This is a genomic window from Streptomyces sp. NPDC006512, assembly GCF_040611935.1.
Lineage (GTDB): Bacteria > Actinomycetota > Actinomycetes > Streptomycetales > Streptomycetaceae > Streptomyces.
Genome location: NZ_JBEXPG010000051.1, coordinates 1 through 17,237, shown reverse-complemented (window position 1 = coordinate 17,237; position 17,237 = coordinate 1). Strand labels below are relative to the sequence as shown.

General features: G+C 70.7%; 18 protein-coding genes. 17 read left to right on the top strand and 1 reads right to left on the bottom strand.

Annotation, left to right across the window (positions count from 1 at the left end; all coding sequences use genetic code 11):
• The first annotated feature begins 18 nt into the window (after positions 1–18).
• From ABZZ17_RS29365 to nusB, 4 genes are all read left to right on the top strand, one after another.
• A complete protein-coding gene (locus tag ABZZ17_RS29365) occupies positions 19–753 on the top strand; it encodes an AAA family ATPase (protein WP_356880327.1) in 735 nt (244 codons plus the stop codon).
• A gap of 87 nt (positions 754–840) precedes the next feature.
• Positions 841–1,947 (top strand): aminopeptidase P family protein, encoded by a 1,107-nt coding sequence (locus ABZZ17_RS29360; protein ID WP_356880325.1) that lies wholly within the window; start codon positions 841–843, stop codon positions 1,945–1,947.
• Positions 1,948–2,008: 61 nt separating this feature from the next.
• Positions 2,009–2,575, top strand: a complete 567-nt coding sequence (gene efp / locus ABZZ17_RS29355) for an elongation factor P (RefSeq protein ID WP_356880323.1) — start codon at positions 2,009–2,011, stop codon at positions 2,573–2,575.
• A 2-nt stretch (positions 2,576–2,577) separates the two neighbouring features.
• On the top strand, positions 2,578–3,015 hold the full coding sequence (gene nusB, locus ABZZ17_RS29350; RefSeq protein ID WP_356880321.1) for a transcription antitermination factor NusB: 438 nt from the start codon (positions 2,578–2,580) through the stop codon (positions 3,013–3,015).
• A gap of 190 nt (positions 3,016–3,205) precedes the next feature.
• On the opposite strand, the gene bldD is transcribed toward nusB, so the two are convergent.
• A complete protein-coding gene (bldD, locus tag ABZZ17_RS29345; RefSeq protein WP_007263032.1) occupies positions 3,206–3,706 on the bottom strand; it encodes a transcriptional regulator BldD in 501 nt (166 codons plus the stop codon).
• 249 nt (positions 3,707–3,955) lie between these two features.
• On the opposite strand from bldD, the gene pyrR reads away from it, so the two are divergent.
• The 13 genes from pyrR to ABZZ17_RS29280 all read left to right on the top strand — a co-directional run.
• A complete protein-coding gene (gene pyrR / locus ABZZ17_RS29340) occupies positions 3,956–4,540 on the top strand; it encodes a bifunctional pyr operon transcriptional regulator/uracil phosphoribosyltransferase PyrR (RefSeq protein WP_356880318.1) in 585 nt (194 codons plus the stop codon).
• A 114-nt stretch (positions 4,541–4,654) separates the two neighbouring features.
• Positions 4,655–5,641, top strand: coding sequence for an aspartate carbamoyltransferase catalytic subunit (locus tag ABZZ17_RS29335; RefSeq protein WP_356880316.1), 987 nt, complete (start codon positions 4,655–4,657; stop codon positions 5,639–5,641).
• 2 nt (positions 5,642–5,643) lie between these two features.
• Positions 5,644–6,930, top strand: a complete 1,287-nt coding sequence (locus ABZZ17_RS29330) for a dihydroorotase (protein WP_356880314.1) — start codon at positions 5,644–5,646, stop codon at positions 6,928–6,930.
• The gene (locus ABZZ17_RS29325; RefSeq protein WP_356880312.1) at positions 6,927–7,508 is read left to right on the top strand and encodes a hypothetical protein; all 582 of its coding nucleotides are present in this window, start codon (positions 6,927–6,929) and stop codon (positions 7,506–7,508) included. Before ABZZ17_RS29330 ends, ABZZ17_RS29325 begins: the two co-directional genes overlap by 4 nt.
• Positions 7,505–8,653: a glutamine-hydrolyzing carbamoyl-phosphate synthase small subunit gene (carA, locus tag ABZZ17_RS29320; protein ID WP_356880310.1), complete on the top strand. Its 1,149-nt coding sequence runs from the start codon at positions 7,505–7,507 to the stop codon at positions 8,651–8,653. Before ABZZ17_RS29325 ends, carA begins: the two co-directional genes overlap by 4 nt.
• Positions 8,646–11,954, top strand: coding sequence for a carbamoyl-phosphate synthase large subunit (gene carB / locus ABZZ17_RS29315; RefSeq protein WP_356880308.1), 3,309 nt, complete (start codon positions 8,646–8,648; stop codon positions 11,952–11,954). The genes carA and carB overlap by 8 nt, the downstream gene beginning before the upstream one ends.
• A gap of 88 nt (positions 11,955–12,042) precedes the next feature.
• Positions 12,043–13,152: a quinone-dependent dihydroorotate dehydrogenase gene (locus ABZZ17_RS29310; RefSeq protein WP_356880306.1), complete on the top strand. Its 1,110-nt coding sequence runs from the start codon at positions 12,043–12,045 to the stop codon at positions 13,150–13,152.
• The gene (gene pyrF, locus ABZZ17_RS29305) at positions 13,149–13,991 is read left to right on the top strand and encodes an orotidine-5'-phosphate decarboxylase (protein ID WP_356880304.1); all 843 of its coding nucleotides are present in this window, start codon (positions 13,149–13,151) and stop codon (positions 13,989–13,991) included. Before ABZZ17_RS29310 ends, pyrF begins: the two co-directional genes overlap by 4 nt.
• Positions 13,992–14,309: 318 nt before the next feature.
• On the top strand, positions 14,310–14,633 hold the full coding sequence (locus ABZZ17_RS29300) for an integration host factor (protein ID WP_356880302.1): 324 nt from the start codon (positions 14,310–14,312) through the stop codon (positions 14,631–14,633).
• Positions 14,634–14,694: 61 nt separating this feature from the next.
• Positions 14,695–15,258 (top strand): guanylate kinase, encoded by a 564-nt coding sequence (gene gmk / locus ABZZ17_RS29295; protein WP_356880300.1) that lies wholly within the window; start codon positions 14,695–14,697, stop codon positions 15,256–15,258.
• 70 nt (positions 15,259–15,328) lie between these two features.
• Positions 15,329–15,601 carry a DNA-directed RNA polymerase subunit omega gene (gene rpoZ / locus ABZZ17_RS29290; RefSeq protein ID WP_004948662.1) on the top strand — a complete coding sequence of 91 codons (273 nt, stop codon included), beginning with the start codon at positions 15,329–15,331 and terminating at the stop codon, positions 15,599–15,601.
• A 110-nt stretch (positions 15,602–15,711) separates the two neighbouring features.
• Positions 15,712–16,938: a bifunctional phosphopantothenoylcysteine decarboxylase/phosphopantothenate--cysteine ligase CoaBC gene (coaBC, locus tag ABZZ17_RS29285; protein WP_356880298.1), complete on the top strand. Its 1,227-nt coding sequence runs from the start codon at positions 15,712–15,714 to the stop codon at positions 16,936–16,938.
• A 195-nt stretch (positions 16,939–17,133) separates the two neighbouring features.
• The coding region (locus ABZZ17_RS29280; RefSeq protein WP_356880409.1) for an S-adenosylmethionine synthetase N-terminal domain-containing protein at positions 17,134–17,237 on the top strand (104 nt) is incomplete at its 3' end.

Below are 17,237 nucleotides of genomic sequence, written 5' to 3'. Positions count from 1 at the left end.
CGAGACGGAGTGGCGCGGATGCAGCACGGAGTGGGGGGCTGGGGTCCGCCGGGACAGCACCCGGCGGCGCCCCCGCAGCCGCCTATACCCCCTGCGCAGGGCTGGCCGGTGACCCCGGTGCCCGACGCCACGGGACACGTCCCGCTGCCCCCGGCCGTGCCCGCGCCGGCCGGGCCGCCCCCGCCCGGCACGGGCGGGGCCACCCTCGCGGTGCTGCTCATCGGCCCCGCGGGCGCCGGGAAGACCACCGTGGCCCGGCACTGGGCGGGGACCCGCCCGGTGCCGACCGCGCACATCAGCCTCGACGACGTCCGGGAATGGGTCTGCTCGGGCTTCGCGGACCCGCAGGCCGGCTGGAACGAGCACTCCGAGGCCCAGTACCGCCTCGCCCGCCGCACCTGCGGGTTCGCGGCCCGCAACTTCCTGGCCAACGGCATCTCCTGCATCCTCGACGACGCCGTCTTCCCCGACCGGCCCGTGGTCGGCCTGGGCGGCTGGAAACGGCACGTGGGCCCGGGCCTGCTGCCCGTGGTGCTGCTGCCGGGCCTGGAGATCGTCCTCGACCGCAACGCCGCCCGCTCGGGCAACCGCAGGCTCTCCGACGAGGAAGTCGCCCGCATCCACGGCCGGATGGCCGGCTGGTACGGGTCCGGCCTGCCGATCATCGACAACTCCCACCTCGACGTCGAGGGCACCGCCCGCGCCCTCGACGAGGCCCTCGCCCGGGCCCTGGCCAGCCCCGGCGGCTGGTAGCCGCGCCGAGGGCGGCCACCTGCGGCCCGCCCCCGTGCGGACGCGCTCGCCGGGCCGGATGCGCGGGGCGCTCGTAGGCTCGAAGACATGTCAGACGTGTACGCGGCCCGCAGGGGCCTGCTCCGCGACCGCTGTGCAGCCGCGGGCAACTCCGCCGCCCTGATCACGCGTCCGGCGAACGTCCGCTACCTCGCCGGGGCGTCCCCGCTGGGCGCCGTCCTGCTGGTCGGACCCGCCGACGACGTCATGTTCTGCGCGGGCGCACCCACCGGCGAAGCCGACGAGGGACGCCTCGACGAACAGCTGCGGCTCTCGGTGCTGCCGAGCCCCGGCGCGGATCCGGCGGTGGCCGCGGCCGACCTCGCGGCGTCCGTGCGGGCCGAGTCGCTCGCCGTCGAGGAACACCACCTGACCGTCGGCCGGCACCGCGCCCTGCACTCCGTGGCGCCCCGGCTGCGCCTGGCCGACCTCGGCACCGCCGTCGAGCAGCAGCGCCTCGTCAAGGACGAGGACGAGATCGCCTGCCTGCGGATCGCCGCCGAGATCGCCGACCAGGCCCTCGGAGAGCTGCTGGAGTCGATCCTCGTCGGCCGCACGGAACGCCACCTCGCCCTGGAGCTGGAACGCCGCCTCGTCGACCACGGCGCCGACGGGCCCGCGTTCCCGACCTCGGTCGGCACCGGCCCGCACTCCGGGCGCTCCCGGCACCGGCCCTCGGACCGGCGGGTGGAGGAGGGCGACTTCCTCTCCGTCTGCCTGGGCGCCAACTACCGGGGCTACCGCTGCGAGATCGGCCGTACCTTCGTGATCGGCACCACTCCGGCCGACTGGCAGATCGAGCTCTACGACCTCGTCTTCGCCGCCCAGCGGGCCGGCCGGGAGTCCCTGCTGCCGGGCGCCGCGTACCGCGACGTCGACCGCGCGGCGCGCTCCGTACTGGACTCCGCGGGGCACGGCGAGGCCCTCGCCGGGTCGATGGGACACGGGGTCGGCCTCGAAATCGACGAGGACCCGCAGCTTGCACCTACGGCAATGGGTAAACTGGACGCTTGCGTGCCGGTCACCGTCGAACCGGGGGTTCACCTCCCGGGCCGGGGAGGTGTCCGGATCGATGACACGCTCGTCGTACGCCCCGAGGCGGACGGCGGTCCCGAGCTACTCACCATTACGACCAAGGAGCTGCTCGCGCTCTAGCCCGCGTTGCCGGGCCGTGAGTGCGCACCCTCGGTCTTCCAGTGCAGGAGATTCCGCAACCGTGGCTTCCACGAACGACCTCAAGAACGGCATGGTGCTCAAGCTCGACGGTGACCAGCTCTGGTCCGTCGTCGAGTTCCAGCACGTCAAGCCCGGCAAGGGCCCGGCCTTCGTGCGCACCAAGCTCAAGCACGTGCTCTCCGGCAAGGTCGTGGACAAGACCTTCAACGCCGGCACGAAGGTCGAGACGGCCACCATCGACCGCCGTGACATGCAGTTCTCTTACATGGACGGCGAGTACTTCGTCTTCATGGACATGAGCACCTACGACCAGCTGATGGTCGACAAGAAGGCCGTCGGCGACGCCGCGAACTTCCTGATCGAGGGCTTCACCGCCTCCGTCGCCCAGCACGAGGGCGAGGTGCTCTACGTCGAGCTCCCGGCCGCCGTCGAGCTCGTGATCGAGCACACCGACCCGGGCGTCCAGGGCGACCGCTCCACCGGCGGCACCAAGCCGGCGCGCCTGGAGACCGGTCACGAGATCCAGGTCCCGCTCTTCGTCACCACCGGCGAGAAGATCAAGGTCGACACCCGCACCAGCGGCTACCTCGGCCGGGTGAACAGCTAACCGTGGCTGCCCGGAGCAACGCGCGCAAGCGCGCTTTCCAGATCCTCTTCGAGGCCGACCAGCGCGGTGTGCCCGTGCGCGAGGTCCTCGCGGACTGGATCCGCCACGCGCGGTCGTCGGACGACCGGCAGCCGCCGGTCAGCGCCTTCACGATGGATCTCGTCGAGGGTTACGCCGACAAGGTGAACCGGATCGACGATCTGATCATCACCTACGCCGTGGACTGGGAGCTCGACCGCATGCCGGTCGTCGACCGGAACATCCTGCGGCTGGGTGCCTACGAGCTGATCTGGGTCGACGAGACCCCGGACGCCGTGGCCATCGACGAGGCCGTCCAGCTCGCCAAGGAGTTCTCCACGGACGACTCGCCGTCGTTCGTGAACGGACTGCTGGGCCGCTTCAAGGACCTCAAGCCGAACCTGCGCCGCAGCGAGAGCTGAGGCGCGGTACCGCGTCCCTACGGAAGGGCCCGCAGCGTGCGCGCTGCGGGCCCTTCCGTGTGCCCGGGAAGCCGACGGGTGGGCGGCGGGTGCCGGCGGGGGTGTGAAAAAACCGGTGGGTGCCGGGACCCGAAGAGGTCCCGGCACCCACCGGTAAACGTTTCTGCTGGGGCTGGACGGCCCCTGGGGACTAGATGTCCTCGTGTGCCACCGCGCGGCGCGCGTCGGCGTCCAGCACGCCCCAGCTGATCAGCTGCTCGGTCAGGACCGAGGGGGACTGGTCGTAGATCACGGCCAGGGTGCGCAGGTCGTCCTGGCGGATCGACAGGACCTTGCCGTTGTAGTCACCACGCTGGCTCTGGATCGTGGCGGCGTAACGCTGGAGCGGGCCGGCCTTCTCGGCGGGTACGCCCGCCAGGCGCTCCAGGTCGAGGCGGAGCTTCGGCGGCGGCTCGGCGGCCCCGCCGGGAGTCGTGCCCGGAAGCAGCTCCTGCACCGGAACCCCGTAGAAGTCCGCCAGCTCGGCAAGACGCTGGACGGTCACGGCGCGGTCCCCGCGCTCGTAGGACCCGACCACCACGGCCTTCCACCGGCCCTGGGACTTCTCCTCGACACCGTGGAGGGAAAGGCCCTGCTGGGTGCGGATGGCCCGGAGCTTGGCCCCGAGCTGTTTGGCGTATTCGCTGGACATAACGCTCCCGGACGCTGTGACGCTGTGACGACATGGACAGCATGCGGCTCCGCCGCGCGGCTGGTAACTCACTGTGAGGTTACGCAGCGTTACGTGGATGCGTCAAGCCGAATGGTCGGCGACGCCCACGGACGAGGGGATCGGAGTGGGCCCGGTGCGGGGGCGGGCGCCCGCCCCTGGTACCGTGGACGGCGTACATCAGACGTCCTTTAAGGTCCGTCCCGTGAGGCGGAGAAGGAGGTCCTTTTCATGGACACCCGTACCCAGCCCGACCAGAACCCGATGCGCCCCGTACTCGAGGCGCAGGACATCGCCCGGGTCCTGACGCGCATCGCCCACGAGATCGTCGAACGCGCCAAGGGCGCCGACGACGTGGTCCTCCTCGGCATCCCCACCCGTGGCGTCTTCCTCGCCCGCCGGCTGGCCGAGAAGCTCGAAGAGATCACCGGCACGAAGATCCCGGTCGGTTCCCTCGACATCACCATGTACCGCGACGACCTGCGCCTGAAGCCCGCCAGGGCGATCGGCCGCACCGAGATCCCCGGCGACGACATCGACGGCCGCCTCGTGATCCTCGTCGACGACGTGCTCTTCTCCGGCCGCACCATCCGGGCCGCCCTCGACGCGCTCGGCGCCATCGGACGCCCCCGCGCCGTACAGCTCGCGGTCCTCGTCGACCGGGGCCACCGCGAGCTCCCGATCCGCGCCGACTACGTCGGCAAGAACCTCCCCACGTCGCTGCGGGAGACCGTCAAGGTCCAGCTCCAGGAGGAGGACGGCCGTGACGCCGTGCTGCTCGGCCAGCGGACCGCCCAGGCAGCCGGGCAGCAGTAGCCCCCTACCGGTCCGGGTCCCGCCGCGGGGTCCGCGCCGAGGTCTGCCCTGCCCCGCCCGCACCCCGGCACGCCCGTCAGCCTGCCCGCCCTCCCGACCTACGGAGCCATCCAGATGAAGCGTCACCTCATCTCGGCCGCCGACCTCACCCGCGACGACGCCGTCCTCATCCTCGACACCGCCGAGGAGATGGCCCGCGTCGCGGACCGGCCGATCAAGAAGCTGCCCACCCTGCGCGGCCTCACGGTCGTCAACCTCTTCTTCGAGGACTCGACCCGCACCCGGATCTCGTTCGAGGCCGCCGCCAAGCGGCTGTCCGCCGACGTCATCAACTTCTCCGCCAAGGGTTCCTCCGTTTCCAAGGGCGAATCCCTGAAGGACACGGCGCTGACCCTGGAGGCCATGGGCGCCGACGCGGTCGTCATCCGCCACCACGCCTCCGGCGCCCCCTACCGCCTCGCGACCTCCGGCTGGATCGACTCGGCCGTCGTCAACGCCGGCGACGGCACCCACGAGCACCCCACCCAGGCCCTGCTGGACGCCTTCACCATGCGCCGCCGCCTCGTCGGCCGCGACGCCGGACTCGGCAAGGACCTCGGCGGCCGCCGGATCACGATCGTGGGCGACGTCCTGCACAGCCGCGTCGCCCGCTCCAACGTCCAGCTGCTCCACACGCTGGGCGCCGAGGTCACCGTGGTGGCCCCGCCCACGCTGGTGCCGATCGGCGTCGAGAGCTGGCCCTGCGAGGTCTCGTACAACCTCGACGAGGTGCTGCCGAAGTCCGACGCGGTCATGATGCTGCGTGTGCAGCGCGAACGCATGAACGCCGCCTTCTTCCCGACCGAGCGCGAGTACTCCCGCCGGTACGGGCTCGACGGCGAGCGCATGGCCCGGATGCCCGAGCACGCCATCGTCATGCACCCCGGCCCGATGAACCGCGGCATGGAGATCACCGCCCAGGTCGCCGACTCCGACCGGTGCACGGCCGTCGAGCAGGTCGCCAACGGCGTCTCCACCCGGATGGCCGTCCTGTACCTGCTGCTCGGAGGCTCCGAGCCCGCCGTCACCACCACCGCCGCCCGTACCGAGGAGAGCAAGTAACCATGAGCAAGATCCTTATCCGTGGCGCGAAGGTACTGGGCGGCGAAGCGCAGGACGTCCTGATCGACGGCGAGACCATCGCCGAGGTCGGCACCGGCCTGTCGGCCGAGGGCGCGACCGTCATCGAGGCCGAGGGCCAGGTCCTCCTGCCGGGCCTCGTCGACCTCCACACCCACCTGCGCGAGCCCGGCCGCGAGGACAGCGAGACCGTCCTCACCGGCACCCGGGCCGCGGCCTCCGGCGGCTACACCGCCGTCTTCGCCATGGCGAACACCTTCCCGGTCGCCGACACCGCCGGCGTCGTCGAGCAGGTGTGGCGCCTGGGCAAGGAGTCCGGCTACTGCGACGTGCAGCCCATCGGCGCCGTCACCGTCGGCCTGGAGGGCAAGCAGCTCTCCGAGCTGGGCGCCATGCACGACTCCGCCGCCCGCGTCACCGTCTTCTCCGACGACGGCAAGTGCGTCGACGACGCCGTGATCATGCGCCGCGCCCTGGAGTACGTGAAGGCCTTCGGCGGCGTCGTCGCCCAGCACGCCCAGGAGCCCCGCCTCACCGAGGGCGCCCAGATGAACGAGGGCGTCGTCTCCGCCGAGCTCGGCCTCGGCGGCTGGCCCGCCGTCGCCGAGGAGTCGATCATCGCCCGCGACGTCCTCCTCGCCGAGCACGTCGGCTCCCGCGTGCACATCTGCCACCTCTCCACCGCCGGCTCCGTCGAGATCGTCCGCTGGGCCAAGTCCCGCGGCATCGACGTCACCGCCGAGGTCACCCCGCACCACCTGCTCCTCACCGACGAGCTCGTCCGCTCGTACAACGCGGTCTACAAGGTCAACCCGCCGCTGCGCACCGAGCGCGACGTGCTGGCCCTGCGCGAGGCGCTCGCCGACGGCACGATCGACATCGTCGCCACCGACCACGCCCCGCACCCGCACGAGGACAAGGACTGCGAGTGGGCCGCCGCCGCCATGGGCATGGTGGGCCTGGAGACCGCGCTCTCCGTCGTCCAGCAGACGATGGTCGAGACCGGACTGCTCGACTGGGCGGGCGTCGCGGAGCGGATGTCCTTCGCCCCGGCGCGCATCGGCGGCCTGGAGAACCACGGCCGTGGCGTCTCGGCAGGTGAACCCGCGAACCTGACCTTGGTCGATACCTCGTACCGTGGTGTCGTGGACCCCGCACACTTCGCCTCCCGCAGCCGCAACACGCCTTACGAGGGCCGTGAGCTGCCGGGGCGCGTCACTCATACCTTCCTGCGGGGCCGGGCAACGGTCGTGGACGGGAAACTGGCGTGACACCTGCAGTAATCCAACTGGCCGCAGAAGCCGCCGAGCGAAAGTCGGCGGAGGTGACGGACTGGGACGCCCGCGTGGCGTGGCTGATCGGTCTGGTCGTCTTCATCGCGTTCGTGTACTGGCTGATGCGGCAGGGCTGGAAATGGCGCGGCGCACTGCAGAGCGATCTGCCGGAGCTGCCCGCCGCCCCCGGCGGTCTCCCCGAGCACCGGCTGGCCCTGACCGGCCGGTACCACGGCTCGACCACCGCCGGGCAGTGGCTGGACCGGATCGTCGCCCACGGCCTGGGCGTCCGCAGCCGGGTCGAGCTCACGCTCACCGACACGGGCCTCGACGTGGTCCGACCGGGTGCCACCGACTTCTTCGTACCGGCCGCGCAGCTGCGCGGCGCCCGCCTCGACAAGGGAATCGCGGGCAAGGTACTCACCGAGGGCGGTCTCCTCGTCGTCACCTGGGCGCACGGCGACAAGCTGATCGACTCCGGATTCCGCTCCGACCGCGCGGCCGAGCACGCCGCCTGGGTCGAGGCGATCAACAACATGAACTCATCCATCACGACGGAAGGCGCCGAACGATGACGACCTCCACCAGGGGAGCAGCCAAAGCTCCCGCCGTACTCGTCCTGGAGGACGGTCGGATCTTCCGCGGCCGCGCCTACGGCGCTGTGGGGGAGACCTTCGGCGAGGCCGTGTTCTCCACCGGCATGACCGGCTACCAGGAGACCCTCACCGACCCGTCGTACCACCGGCAGGTCGTCGTGATGACCGCCCCGCACGTGGGCAACACCGGCGTCAACGACGAGGACCCCGAGTCCTCCCGCATCTGGGTCGCCGGCTACGTCGTCCGCGACCCCGCCCGCGTCCCCTCCAACTGGCGCTCCCAGCGCTCGCTGGACGAGGAGCTGGTCAAGCAGGGCGTCGTCGGGATCTCCGGCATCGACACCCGCGCCCTGACCCGCCACCTGCGCGAGCGCGGCGCCATGCGCGTCGGCATCTTCTCCGGCGACGCCTGGACCGGCGTCCGCGACGAGACGCTGCTGGCCCGCGTCAAGGAAGCCCCGCAGATGAAGGGCGCCGACCTCTCCGCCGAGGTCGCCACCAAGGAGACCTACGTGGTCCCCGCGATCGGCGAGAAGAAGTACACCGTCGCCGCCGTCGACCTCGGCATCAAGGGCATGACCCCGCACCGGATGGCCGAGCGCGGCATCGAGGTCCACGTCCTGCCCGCCACCGCCACCGTCGAGGACGTGTACGCGGTCAACCCGGACGGGGTGTTCTTCTCCAACGGCCCCGGCGACCCGGCCACCGCCGACGGCCCCGTGGCGGTCATGCAGGGCGTCCTCGCCCGCAAGACCCCGCTCTTCGGCATCTGCTTCGGCAACCAGATCCTGGGCCGCGCGCTCGGCTTCGGCACCTACAAGCTGAAGTACGGCCACCGCGGCATCAACCAGCCGGTCCAGGACCGCACCACCGGCAAGGTCGAGGTCACCGCGCACAACCACGGCTTCGCCGTCGACGCGCCCCTCGACAAGGTCTCCGAGACCCCCTACGGCCGCGCCGAGGTCTCGCACGTCTGCCTGAACGACAACGTGGTGGAAGGCCTCCAGCTGCTCGACCAGCCGGCCTTCTCCGTCCAGTACCACCCCGAAGCGGCCGCCGGCCCGCACGACGCCGCGTACCTCTTCGACCGTTTCGTCACCCTGATGGAGGCCGAGCGTGCCTAAGCGCACCGATATCCAGTCCGTCCTGGTCATCGGCTCCGGCCCGATCGTCATCGGCCAGGCCGCCGAGTTCGACTACTCCGGCACCCAGGCCTGCCGCATCCTCAAGGCCGAGGGCCTGCGGGTCATCCTGGTGAACTCCAACCCGGCGACGATCATGACCGACCCGGAGATCGCCGACGCCACGTACGTCGAGCCGATCACCCCCGAGTTCGTCGAGAAGATCATCGCCAAGGAGCGCCCCGACGCGCTGCTCCCCACCCTCGGCGGCCAGACCGCGCTCAACACCGCGATCTCCATGCACGAGCAGGGTGTGCTGGAGAAGTACGGCGTCGAGCTCATCGGCGCCAACGTCGAGGCCATCAACAAGGGCGAGGACCGCGACCTCTTCAAGGGCGTCGTCGAGGCCGTCAAGGCCAAGATCGGCTACGGCGAGTCCGCCCGCTCGGTCATCTGCCACTCGATGGACGACGTCATCAAGGGCGTCGACACCCTCGGCGGCTACCCCGTCGTCGTCCGCCCCTCCTTCACCATGGGCGGCGCCGGCTCCGGCTTCGCCCACGACGAGGACGAGCTGCGCCGCATCGCCGGCCAGGGCCTCACGCTCTCCCCGACCACCGAGGTGCTCCTGGAGGAGTCCATCCTCGGCTGGAAGGAGTACGAGCTGGAACTGATGCGCGACACCAAGGACAACGTCGTCGTCGTCTGTTCCATCGAGAACTTCGACCCGATGGGCGTCCACACCGGTGACTCGATCACCGTCGCCCCGGCCATGACCCTCACCGACCGCGAGTACCAGCGGCTGCGCGACATCGGCATCGCGATCATCCGCGAGGTCGGCGTCGACACCGGCGGCTGCAACATCCAGTTCGCGATCGACCCGGCCGACGGCCGCGTCATCGTCATCGAGATGAACCCCCGCGTCTCGCGCTCCTCGGCGCTCGCGTCGAAGGCCACCGGCTTCCCGATCGCCAAGATCGCCGCCAAGCTGGCCATCGGCTACACGCTCGACGAGGTCCCCAACGACATCACCGAGAAGACGCCGGCCTCCTTCGAGCCGTCCCTCGACTACGTCGTCGTCAAGGCACCCCGCTTCGCCTTCGAGAAGTTCCCGCTCGCCGACGCCACCCTCACCACCACCATGAAGTCGGTGGGCGAGGCCATGGCCATCGGCCGCAACTTCACCGAGGCCCTCCAGAAGGCCCTGCGCTCCCTGGAGAAGAAGGGCTCGCAGTTCACCTTCGTCGGCCCCACGGGCGACAAGGAAGAGCTCCTCACCACCGCGGTCCGCCCCACCGACGGCCGCATCAACACCGTCATGCAGGCCATCCGCGCCGGCGCCACCCAGGAAGAGGTCTTCGAGTACACGAAGATCGACCCCTGGTTCGTCGACCAGCTCTTCCTCATCAAGGAGATCGCGGACGACCTGGCCGCCGCCGAGAAGCTCCATCCCGAGCTGCTCGCCGAGGCCAAGCGCCACGGCTTCTCCGACTTCCAGATCGCGGAGATCCGCGGCCTGCGCGAGGACGTCGTCCGCGAGGTCCGGCACGCGCTGGGCGTCCGCCCGGTCTACAAGACGGTCGACACCTGCGCCGCCGAGTTCGCCGCGAAGACCCCGTACTTCTACTCGTCCTACGACGAGGAGTCCGAGGTCGCCCCGCGCACCAAGCCCGCGGTCATCATCCTGGGCTCCGGCCCGAACCGCATCGGCCAGGGCATCGAGTTCGACTACTCCTGCGTCCACGCCTCCTTCGCCCTCAGCGACGCCGGCTACGAGACCGTGATGGTCAACTGCAACCCCGAGACCGTTTCGACGGACTACGACACCTCCGACCGCCTGTACTTCGAGCCGCTGACGCTGGAAGACGTGCTGGAGATCGTCCACGCCGAGTCGCTGGCCGGCCCCATCGCCGGCGTCATCGTCCAGCTCGGCGGCCAGACCCCCCTCGGTCTCGCCCAGGCGCTCAAGGACAACGGCGTCCCCGTCGTCGGCACCTCCCCGGAGGCCATCCACGCCGCCGAGGACCGCGGCGCCTTCGGCCAGGTCCTCGCCGACGCCGGCCTCCCGGCCCCCAAGCACGGCACCGCCACCACCTTCGCCGGTGCGAAGGCGATCGCGGACGAGATCGGCTACCCGGTCCTCGTGCGCCCCTCGTACGTGCTCGGCGGCCGCGGCATGGAGATCGTCTACGACGAGACCCGGCTGGAGTCCTACATCGCCGAGTCCACCGAGATCTCCCCGACCCGCCCCGTGCTGGTCGACCGCTTCCTCGACGACGCCATCGAGATCGACGTCGACGCCCTCTACGACGGCACCGAGCTCTACCTCGGCGGCGTCATGGAGCACATCGAGGAAGCCGGCATCCACTCCGGCGACTCGGCCTGCGCCCTGCCCCCGATCACCCTCGGCGGCTACGACATCAAGCGCCTGCGCGCCTCCACCGAGGCGATCGCCAAGGGCGTCGGGGTCCGCGGCCTGATCAACATCCAGTTCGCCATGGCCGGCGACATCCTCTACGTCCTGGAGGCCAACCCGCGTGCCTCCAGGACCGTCCCCTTCACCTCGAAGGCGACCGCCGTCCCGCTCGCGAAGGCCGCCGCCCGCATCTCGCTCGGCACCACCATCGCCGAGCTGCGCGAGGAGGGCATGCTGCCCAAGAGCGGCGACGGCGGCACCCTGCCGCTCGACGCGCCGATCTCCGTCAAGGAGGCCGTCATGCCGTGGTCGCGCTTCCGCGACATCCACGGCCGCGGCGTCGACACGGTCCTCGGCCCGGAGATGCGCTCCACCGGCGAGGTCATGGGCATCGACTCGGTCTTCGGCACGGCGTACGCCAAGTCGCAGGCCGGGGCCTACGGCCCGCTGCCCACGAAGGGCCGCGCCTTCATCTCCGTCGCCAACCGCGACAAGCGCACGATGATCTTCCCGGCGCGCGAGCTCGTCGCCCACGGCTTCGAGCTGATGGCCACCTCCGGCACCGCGGAGGTGCTGCGCCGCAACGGCATCAACGCCACCGTCGTGCGCAAGCTCAGCGACGGCGAGGGCCCGAACGGCGAGAAGAACATCGTCCAGCTGATCCACGACGGCCAGGTCGACCTGATCGTCAACACCCCGTACGGCACCGGCGGCCGCCTCGACGGCTACGAGATCCGCACGGCCGCCGTGGCGCGCAGCGTCCCGTGCCTGACCACGGTCCAGGCGCTCGCCGCCGCCGTCCAGGGCATCGACGCGCTCAACCGCGGCGACGTGGGCGTCCGCTCCCTCCAGGAGCACGCGGAGCACCTGACCGCGGCCCGCGACTAACACCCGTACAGCCCGGACACGGGAGGGGGGACACCGGTTTCACGACGGGTGTCCCCCTTTCCATGAGCGCAGAGGGATCTTCTCGACGATGTACAAGCTCTTCTTCAACCTGGTCTTCAAGCGGATGGACCCCGAGCGGGCCCACTACACGGCCTTCCGCTGGATCCGCCTCGCCGCCCGCACCCCCGTGCTGCGCACCTTCGTCGCGGCCGCCCTGGCACCGCGCTACGAGGGGCTCCGCACCGAGGCCCTCGGCCTGCGGATGCACGGCCCCTTCGGCCTCGCCGCAGGCTTCGACAAGAACGCCGTCGCCATCGACGGCATGTCGATGCTCGGCTTCGACCACGTCGAGATCGGCACGGTCACCGGGCAGGCACAGCCCGGCAACCCCAAGAAGCGGCTCTTCCGGCTGGTCCCCGACCGGGCGCTGATCAACCGCATGGGCTTCAACAACGAGGGCTCCGAGGCCGTCGCCGAGCGCCTCGCGGCCCGCAACCCGGTCTTCAGGACCGTCGTCGGCGTCAACATCGGCAAGACCAAGGTCGTGCCGGAGGACGAGGCGGCCGCCGACTACGTGCTCTCCACCGAGCGCCTCGCCCGCCACGCGGACTACCTGGTCGTCAACGTCTCCTCGCCGAACACCCCGGGCCTGCGCAACCTCCAGGCGACCGAGTCGCTGCGCCCGCTGCTGACCGCCGTGCGCGAGGCCGCGGACCGCGCGGTCACCGACCGCCGCGTCCCGCTGCTGGTCAAGATCGCCCCGGACCTGGCGGACGAGGACGTCGACGCGGTCGCCGACCTCGCCCTGGAGCTCGGCCTGGACGGCATCATCGCCACGAACACCACCATCGCCCGGGAGGGGCTGGGCCTGAAGTCCGCCCCGTCCCTGGTGAAGGAGACCGGCGGACTGTCCGGCGCCCCGGTCAAGGAGCGCTCCCTGGAGGTCCTGCGCCGCCTGTACGCGCGCGTCGGGGACCGGATCGTCCTGGTGGGCGTCGGCGGCATCGAGAACGCCGAGGACGCCTGGCAGCGCATCCTCGCGGGCGCCACCCTGATCCAGGGCTACAGCGCCTTCGTCTACGAGGGCCCGTTCTATGCCCGCGCCATCCACAAGGGCCTCGCCGCGCGCCTGGCCAACAGCCCCTACGCGACCCTCGCGGAAGCGGTGGGCGCCGAGACCCGAAAGGCCGCCCTGTGAGCCCCGTGACCCCCTTCGGAACCCGTCTGCGCGCCGCCATGGACGCCCGGGGCCCGCTGTGCGTCGGCATCGACCCGCACGCCGCCCTGCTGGCCTCCTGGGGCCTCGACGACGACATCGCGGGCCTGGAGCGGTTCTCCCGCACCGTCGTGGAGGCCCTGGCGCAGGAGGTCGCGGTGTTCAAGCCGCAGGCCGCCTTCTTCGAACGGTTCGGCTCGCGCGGCGTCGCGGTGCTGGAGCGGACCGTCGCGGACGCCCGGGCGGCCGGGACCCTCGTCGTCATGGACGCGAAGCGCGGGGACATCGGCTCGACGATGGCCGCCTACGCCGCCGCCTTCCTGGACCCCTCGTCCCCGCTGTTCTCGGACGCGCTGACCGTCTCCCCGTACCTCGGCTACGGCTCGCTGAAGCCGGCCGTCGACCTGGCGCGGGAGTCCGGCGCGGGCCTGTTCGTCCTGGCCCTCACCTCCAACCCGGAGGGGGCCGAGGTCCAGCGGGCGGTGCGCGAGGACGGCCGCACCATCGGCGCGACCATGCTGGCGCACCTGGCGGCGGAGAACGCCGGCGCCGAGCCGATGGGCTCCTTCGGCGCGGTGGTCGGCGCCACCCTGGGCGACCTGTCCTCCTTCGACCTGGACATCAACGGCCCGCTGCTGGCCCCGGGCATCGGCGCCCAGGGCGCGACGGCGGCCGACCTCCCGGCGGTCTTCGGCCGGGCCGTCGGCAACGTCGTCCCGAACGTCTCGCGGGGCGTCCTGAAGCACGGTCCGGACGTGGCGGCGCTGCGAGCCTCGGCGAAGGGCTTCGCGGACGAGGTCCGCGCGGCCGTCGCCGGGTAGCGCGGTCCGCCCCTCGGCCCCGGATTTCGAGCGGTCCGCCGGGGCCGCCGGACGGGCACTTGGAACGGCCTGACGAAATTCGAACGTCTTTCCCCGGACAAAACCGGGGTAGTTTGTCCGTGATGTACGGTTCAGTGGAGGCTGACCAGGACTTTTCGTCCGTTCTCGCTGACTGGAGCGGCCTTGGCCGCTAGTCTCCGACCAGAGTGAACGAGCAGCGAACGAATTTCGTCGCTGTTCGGAGGCTCGCCCGGCGTGGTGCCCGCAAGCTCCCCGCCGGTCCGTATCCGACAGTTCGACATCCGAGGTGACGTAGGCGTGGCTCTTCCGCCCCTTACCCCTGAACAGCGCGCAGCAGCGCTCGAAAAGGCCGCCGCGGCTCGCCGGGAGCGGGCCGAGGTGAAGAATCGACTCAAGCACTCCGGCGCCTCCCTCCACGACGTCATCAAGATGGGTCAGGAGAACGACGTCATCGGCAAGATGAAGGTCTCCGCCCTTCTCGAGTCGCTGCCCGGCGTCGGCAAGGTCCGCGCCAAGCAGATCATGGAGCGCCTCGGCATCTCCGAGTCCCGGCGTGTCCGAGGTCTCGGTTCCAACCAGATCGCCTCTCTGGAGCGTGAGTTCGGCGGTAGCAACGCCTGAGGCGTCGCCCGAAGTTCTCCCGGCGTTCTCAGGCAGTCCCTGGAACCTGGATAATCGCTCTATGGCAGCAGAGGTTCGTCCGCGGCTGACCGTGCTCTCCGGCCCCTCGGGGGTCGGCAAGAGCACGGTCGTCGCGCATATGCGCACAGTCCACCCCGAGGTATGGCTCTCGGTGTCGGCCACCACCCGCAAGCCGCGGCCCGGTGAGCGACACGGAGTCCACTACTTCTTCGTCAACGACGACGAGTTCGACAAGCTGATCGCCAACGGCGAGCTGCTGGAGTGGGCCGAGTTCGCGGGCAACCGCTACGGCACACCGCGCGGCGCGGTGCTGGAACGCCTCGACAACGGCGAGCCGGTACTGCTGGAGATCGACCTCCAGGGCGCCCGGCTCGTCCGCGAGTCCAAGCCCGATGCCCAGCTGGTCTTCCTGGCTCCTCCGAGCTGGGAGGAACTGGTCCGCCGGCTCACCGGCCGCGGGACCGAGTCCGCCGAGGTCATCGAGCGCCGCCTCGCGGCCGCCAAGATCGAACTCGCTGCCGAACCCGAGTTCGACACCACCCTCGTCAACACCTCCGTCGAGGACGTGGCACGCGAGCTGCTAGCCTTGATGAATGTCGTCTGATCGTTGATCGATGTCATTTCGGTCAACACTTGATCGTTTCGATCATTCACCCATCTTCGGAAGGTAGAGCGTGTCCTCTTCCATCACCGCGCCCGAGGGCATCATCAACCCGCCGATCGACGAGCTGCTCGAGGCCACGGACTCGAAGTACAGCCTCGTGATCTACGCGGCCAAGCGCGCGCGTCAGATCAACGCGTACTACTCGCAGCTCGGTGAGGGCCTGCTCGAGTACGTCGGCCCGCTGGTGGACACCCACGTCCACGAGAAGCCGCTTTCGATCGCGCTGCGCGAGATCAACGCGGGTCTGCTGACCTCCGAGGCCATCGAGGCCCCGGCCCAGTAAGGCACCGAGAATTCCTTCACCACAGGCCCGGCAGAACATCTGCCGGGCCTGTGGTGTGTCATAGGCGTGACGGGTGTCACCGACAGATGGATCCTGAAGGGGAGTGCGTGGTGGGTAAGCCGAAGGTCGTGCTGGGTGTCAGCGGCGGGATCGCCGCCTACAAGGCCTGCGAGCTGCTGCGCCGGCTGACCGAGTCCGGACACGACGTACGGGTGGTGCCGACGGCGGCGTCCCTGAACTTCGTCGGCGAGGCCACCTGGGCCGCGCTCTCCGGGAACCCCGCCTCCACGCAGGTCTGGGAGACCGTCCACGAGGTGCCCCACGTGCGCATCGGCCAGTCGGCCGACCTCGTCGTGGTCGCCCCGGCCACCGCCGACATGCTGGCCAAGGCCGCGCACGGGCTGGCCGACGACCTCCTCACGAACACCCTGCTCACCGCCCGCTGCCCGGTGGTGTTCGCACCCGCGATGCACACCGAGATGTGGGAGCACCCCGCCACCCAGGAGAACGTCGCCACGCTGCGCCGGCGCGGGGCCCTCGTCATCGAGCCCGCCGTCGGCCGGCTCACCGGCAAGGACACCGGCAAGGGCCGGCTGCCCGACCCCGAGGAGATCTTCGAGTTCTGCCGCGGGGTGCTCGCCCGCGGCTCCGCCGGACCGGACCTCGCCGGGCGGCACGTGGTGATCAGCGCCGGCGGGACGCGCGAACCCCTGGACCCCGTCCGCTTCCTCGGCAACCGCTCCTCCGGCAAGCAGGGCTACGCCCTCGCCCGCACCGCCGTCGCCCGCGGCGCCCGGGTCACCCTGATCGCCGCGAACACCTCCCTGGCCGACCCGGCCGGGGTGGACCTCGTACGCGTGGGCACGGCCCTCCAGCTGCGGGAGGCGGTGCTGAAGGCGGCGGCCGACGCCGACGCCGTCGTGATGGCGGCGGCCGTGGCCGACTTCCGGCCCGCCCGGTACGCGGACGGGAAGATCAAGAAGCGGGACGGGCAGGAGCCCGAGCCGGTGGCCCTCGTACGCAATCCGGACGTCCTCGCGGAGATCTCCGCCGAACGGGCCACGGACGGGCAGATCGTCGTCGGCTTCGCCGCCGAGACCGACGACGTCCTCGCCAACGGACGCGCGAAGCTCCGGCGCAAGGGATGTGACCTTCTCGTCGTGAACGAGGTGGGTGAGGCCAAGACCTTCGGTTCGGAGGAGAACGAGGCCGTGATCCTCGCCTCCGACGGAACGGAAACACCCGTTCCCTACGGTCCCAAGGAAGCCCTGGCCGGATTGATCTGGGACCAGGTCGCCCCCCGGCTCGCCCCGCCACGGCCGTCCCGACGCGCCTGAGCGTCGGCCTTTTCGAGGGCGACCGAGTGCGTCAGAATGGAGTGCCGCAGGTCACATGGCTCCCATAAGGCGAGACGGGTGGTCCGGCAAACGGTGGCGACCGATAAACTGCACCAAGGAACGTGATCGGGCGCAGCCCCCGATGTGGTTCCGCCAAATGATCAGCCAGCAGCCGCTGCAACCCCAGGGAGCGTTGTGTCCCGTCGCCTGTTCACCTCGGAGTCCGTGACCGAGGGTCACCCCGACAAGATCGCTGACCAGATCAGCGACACGATCCTCGACGCGCTCCTCACCGAGGA

Bases quoted from the DNA above. Each gene is read 5' to 3' on its own strand.
- ABZZ17_RS29365 (WP_356880327.1), top strand. From the start codon at position 19: ATGCAGCACGGAGTGGGGGGCTGGGGTCCGCCGGGACAGCACCCGGCG.
- ABZZ17_RS29360 (WP_356880325.1), top strand. From the start codon at position 841: ATGTCAGACGTGTACGCGGCCCGCAGGGGCCTGCTCCGCGACCGCTGT.
- bldD (WP_007263032.1), bottom strand. From the start codon at position 3,706: ATGTCCAGCGAATACGCCAAACAGCTCGGGGCCAAGCTCCGGGCCATC.
- pyrR (WP_356880318.1), top strand. From the start codon at position 3,956: ATGGACACCCGTACCCAGCCCGACCAGAACCCGATGCGCCCCGTACTC.
- ABZZ17_RS29335 (WP_356880316.1), top strand. From the start codon at position 4,655: ATGAAGCGTCACCTCATCTCGGCCGCCGACCTCACCCGCGACGACGCC.
- ABZZ17_RS29330 (WP_356880314.1), top strand. From the start codon at position 5,644: ATGAGCAAGATCCTTATCCGTGGCGCGAAGGTACTGGGCGGCGAAGCG.
- carA (WP_356880310.1), top strand. From the start codon at position 7,505: ATGACGACCTCCACCAGGGGAGCAGCCAAAGCTCCCGCCGTACTCGTC.
- ABZZ17_RS29310 (WP_356880306.1), top strand. From the start codon at position 12,043: ATGTACAAGCTCTTCTTCAACCTGGTCTTCAAGCGGATGGACCCCGAG.
- gmk (WP_356880300.1), top strand. From the start codon at position 14,695: ATGGCAGCAGAGGTTCGTCCGCGGCTGACCGTGCTCTCCGGCCCCTCG.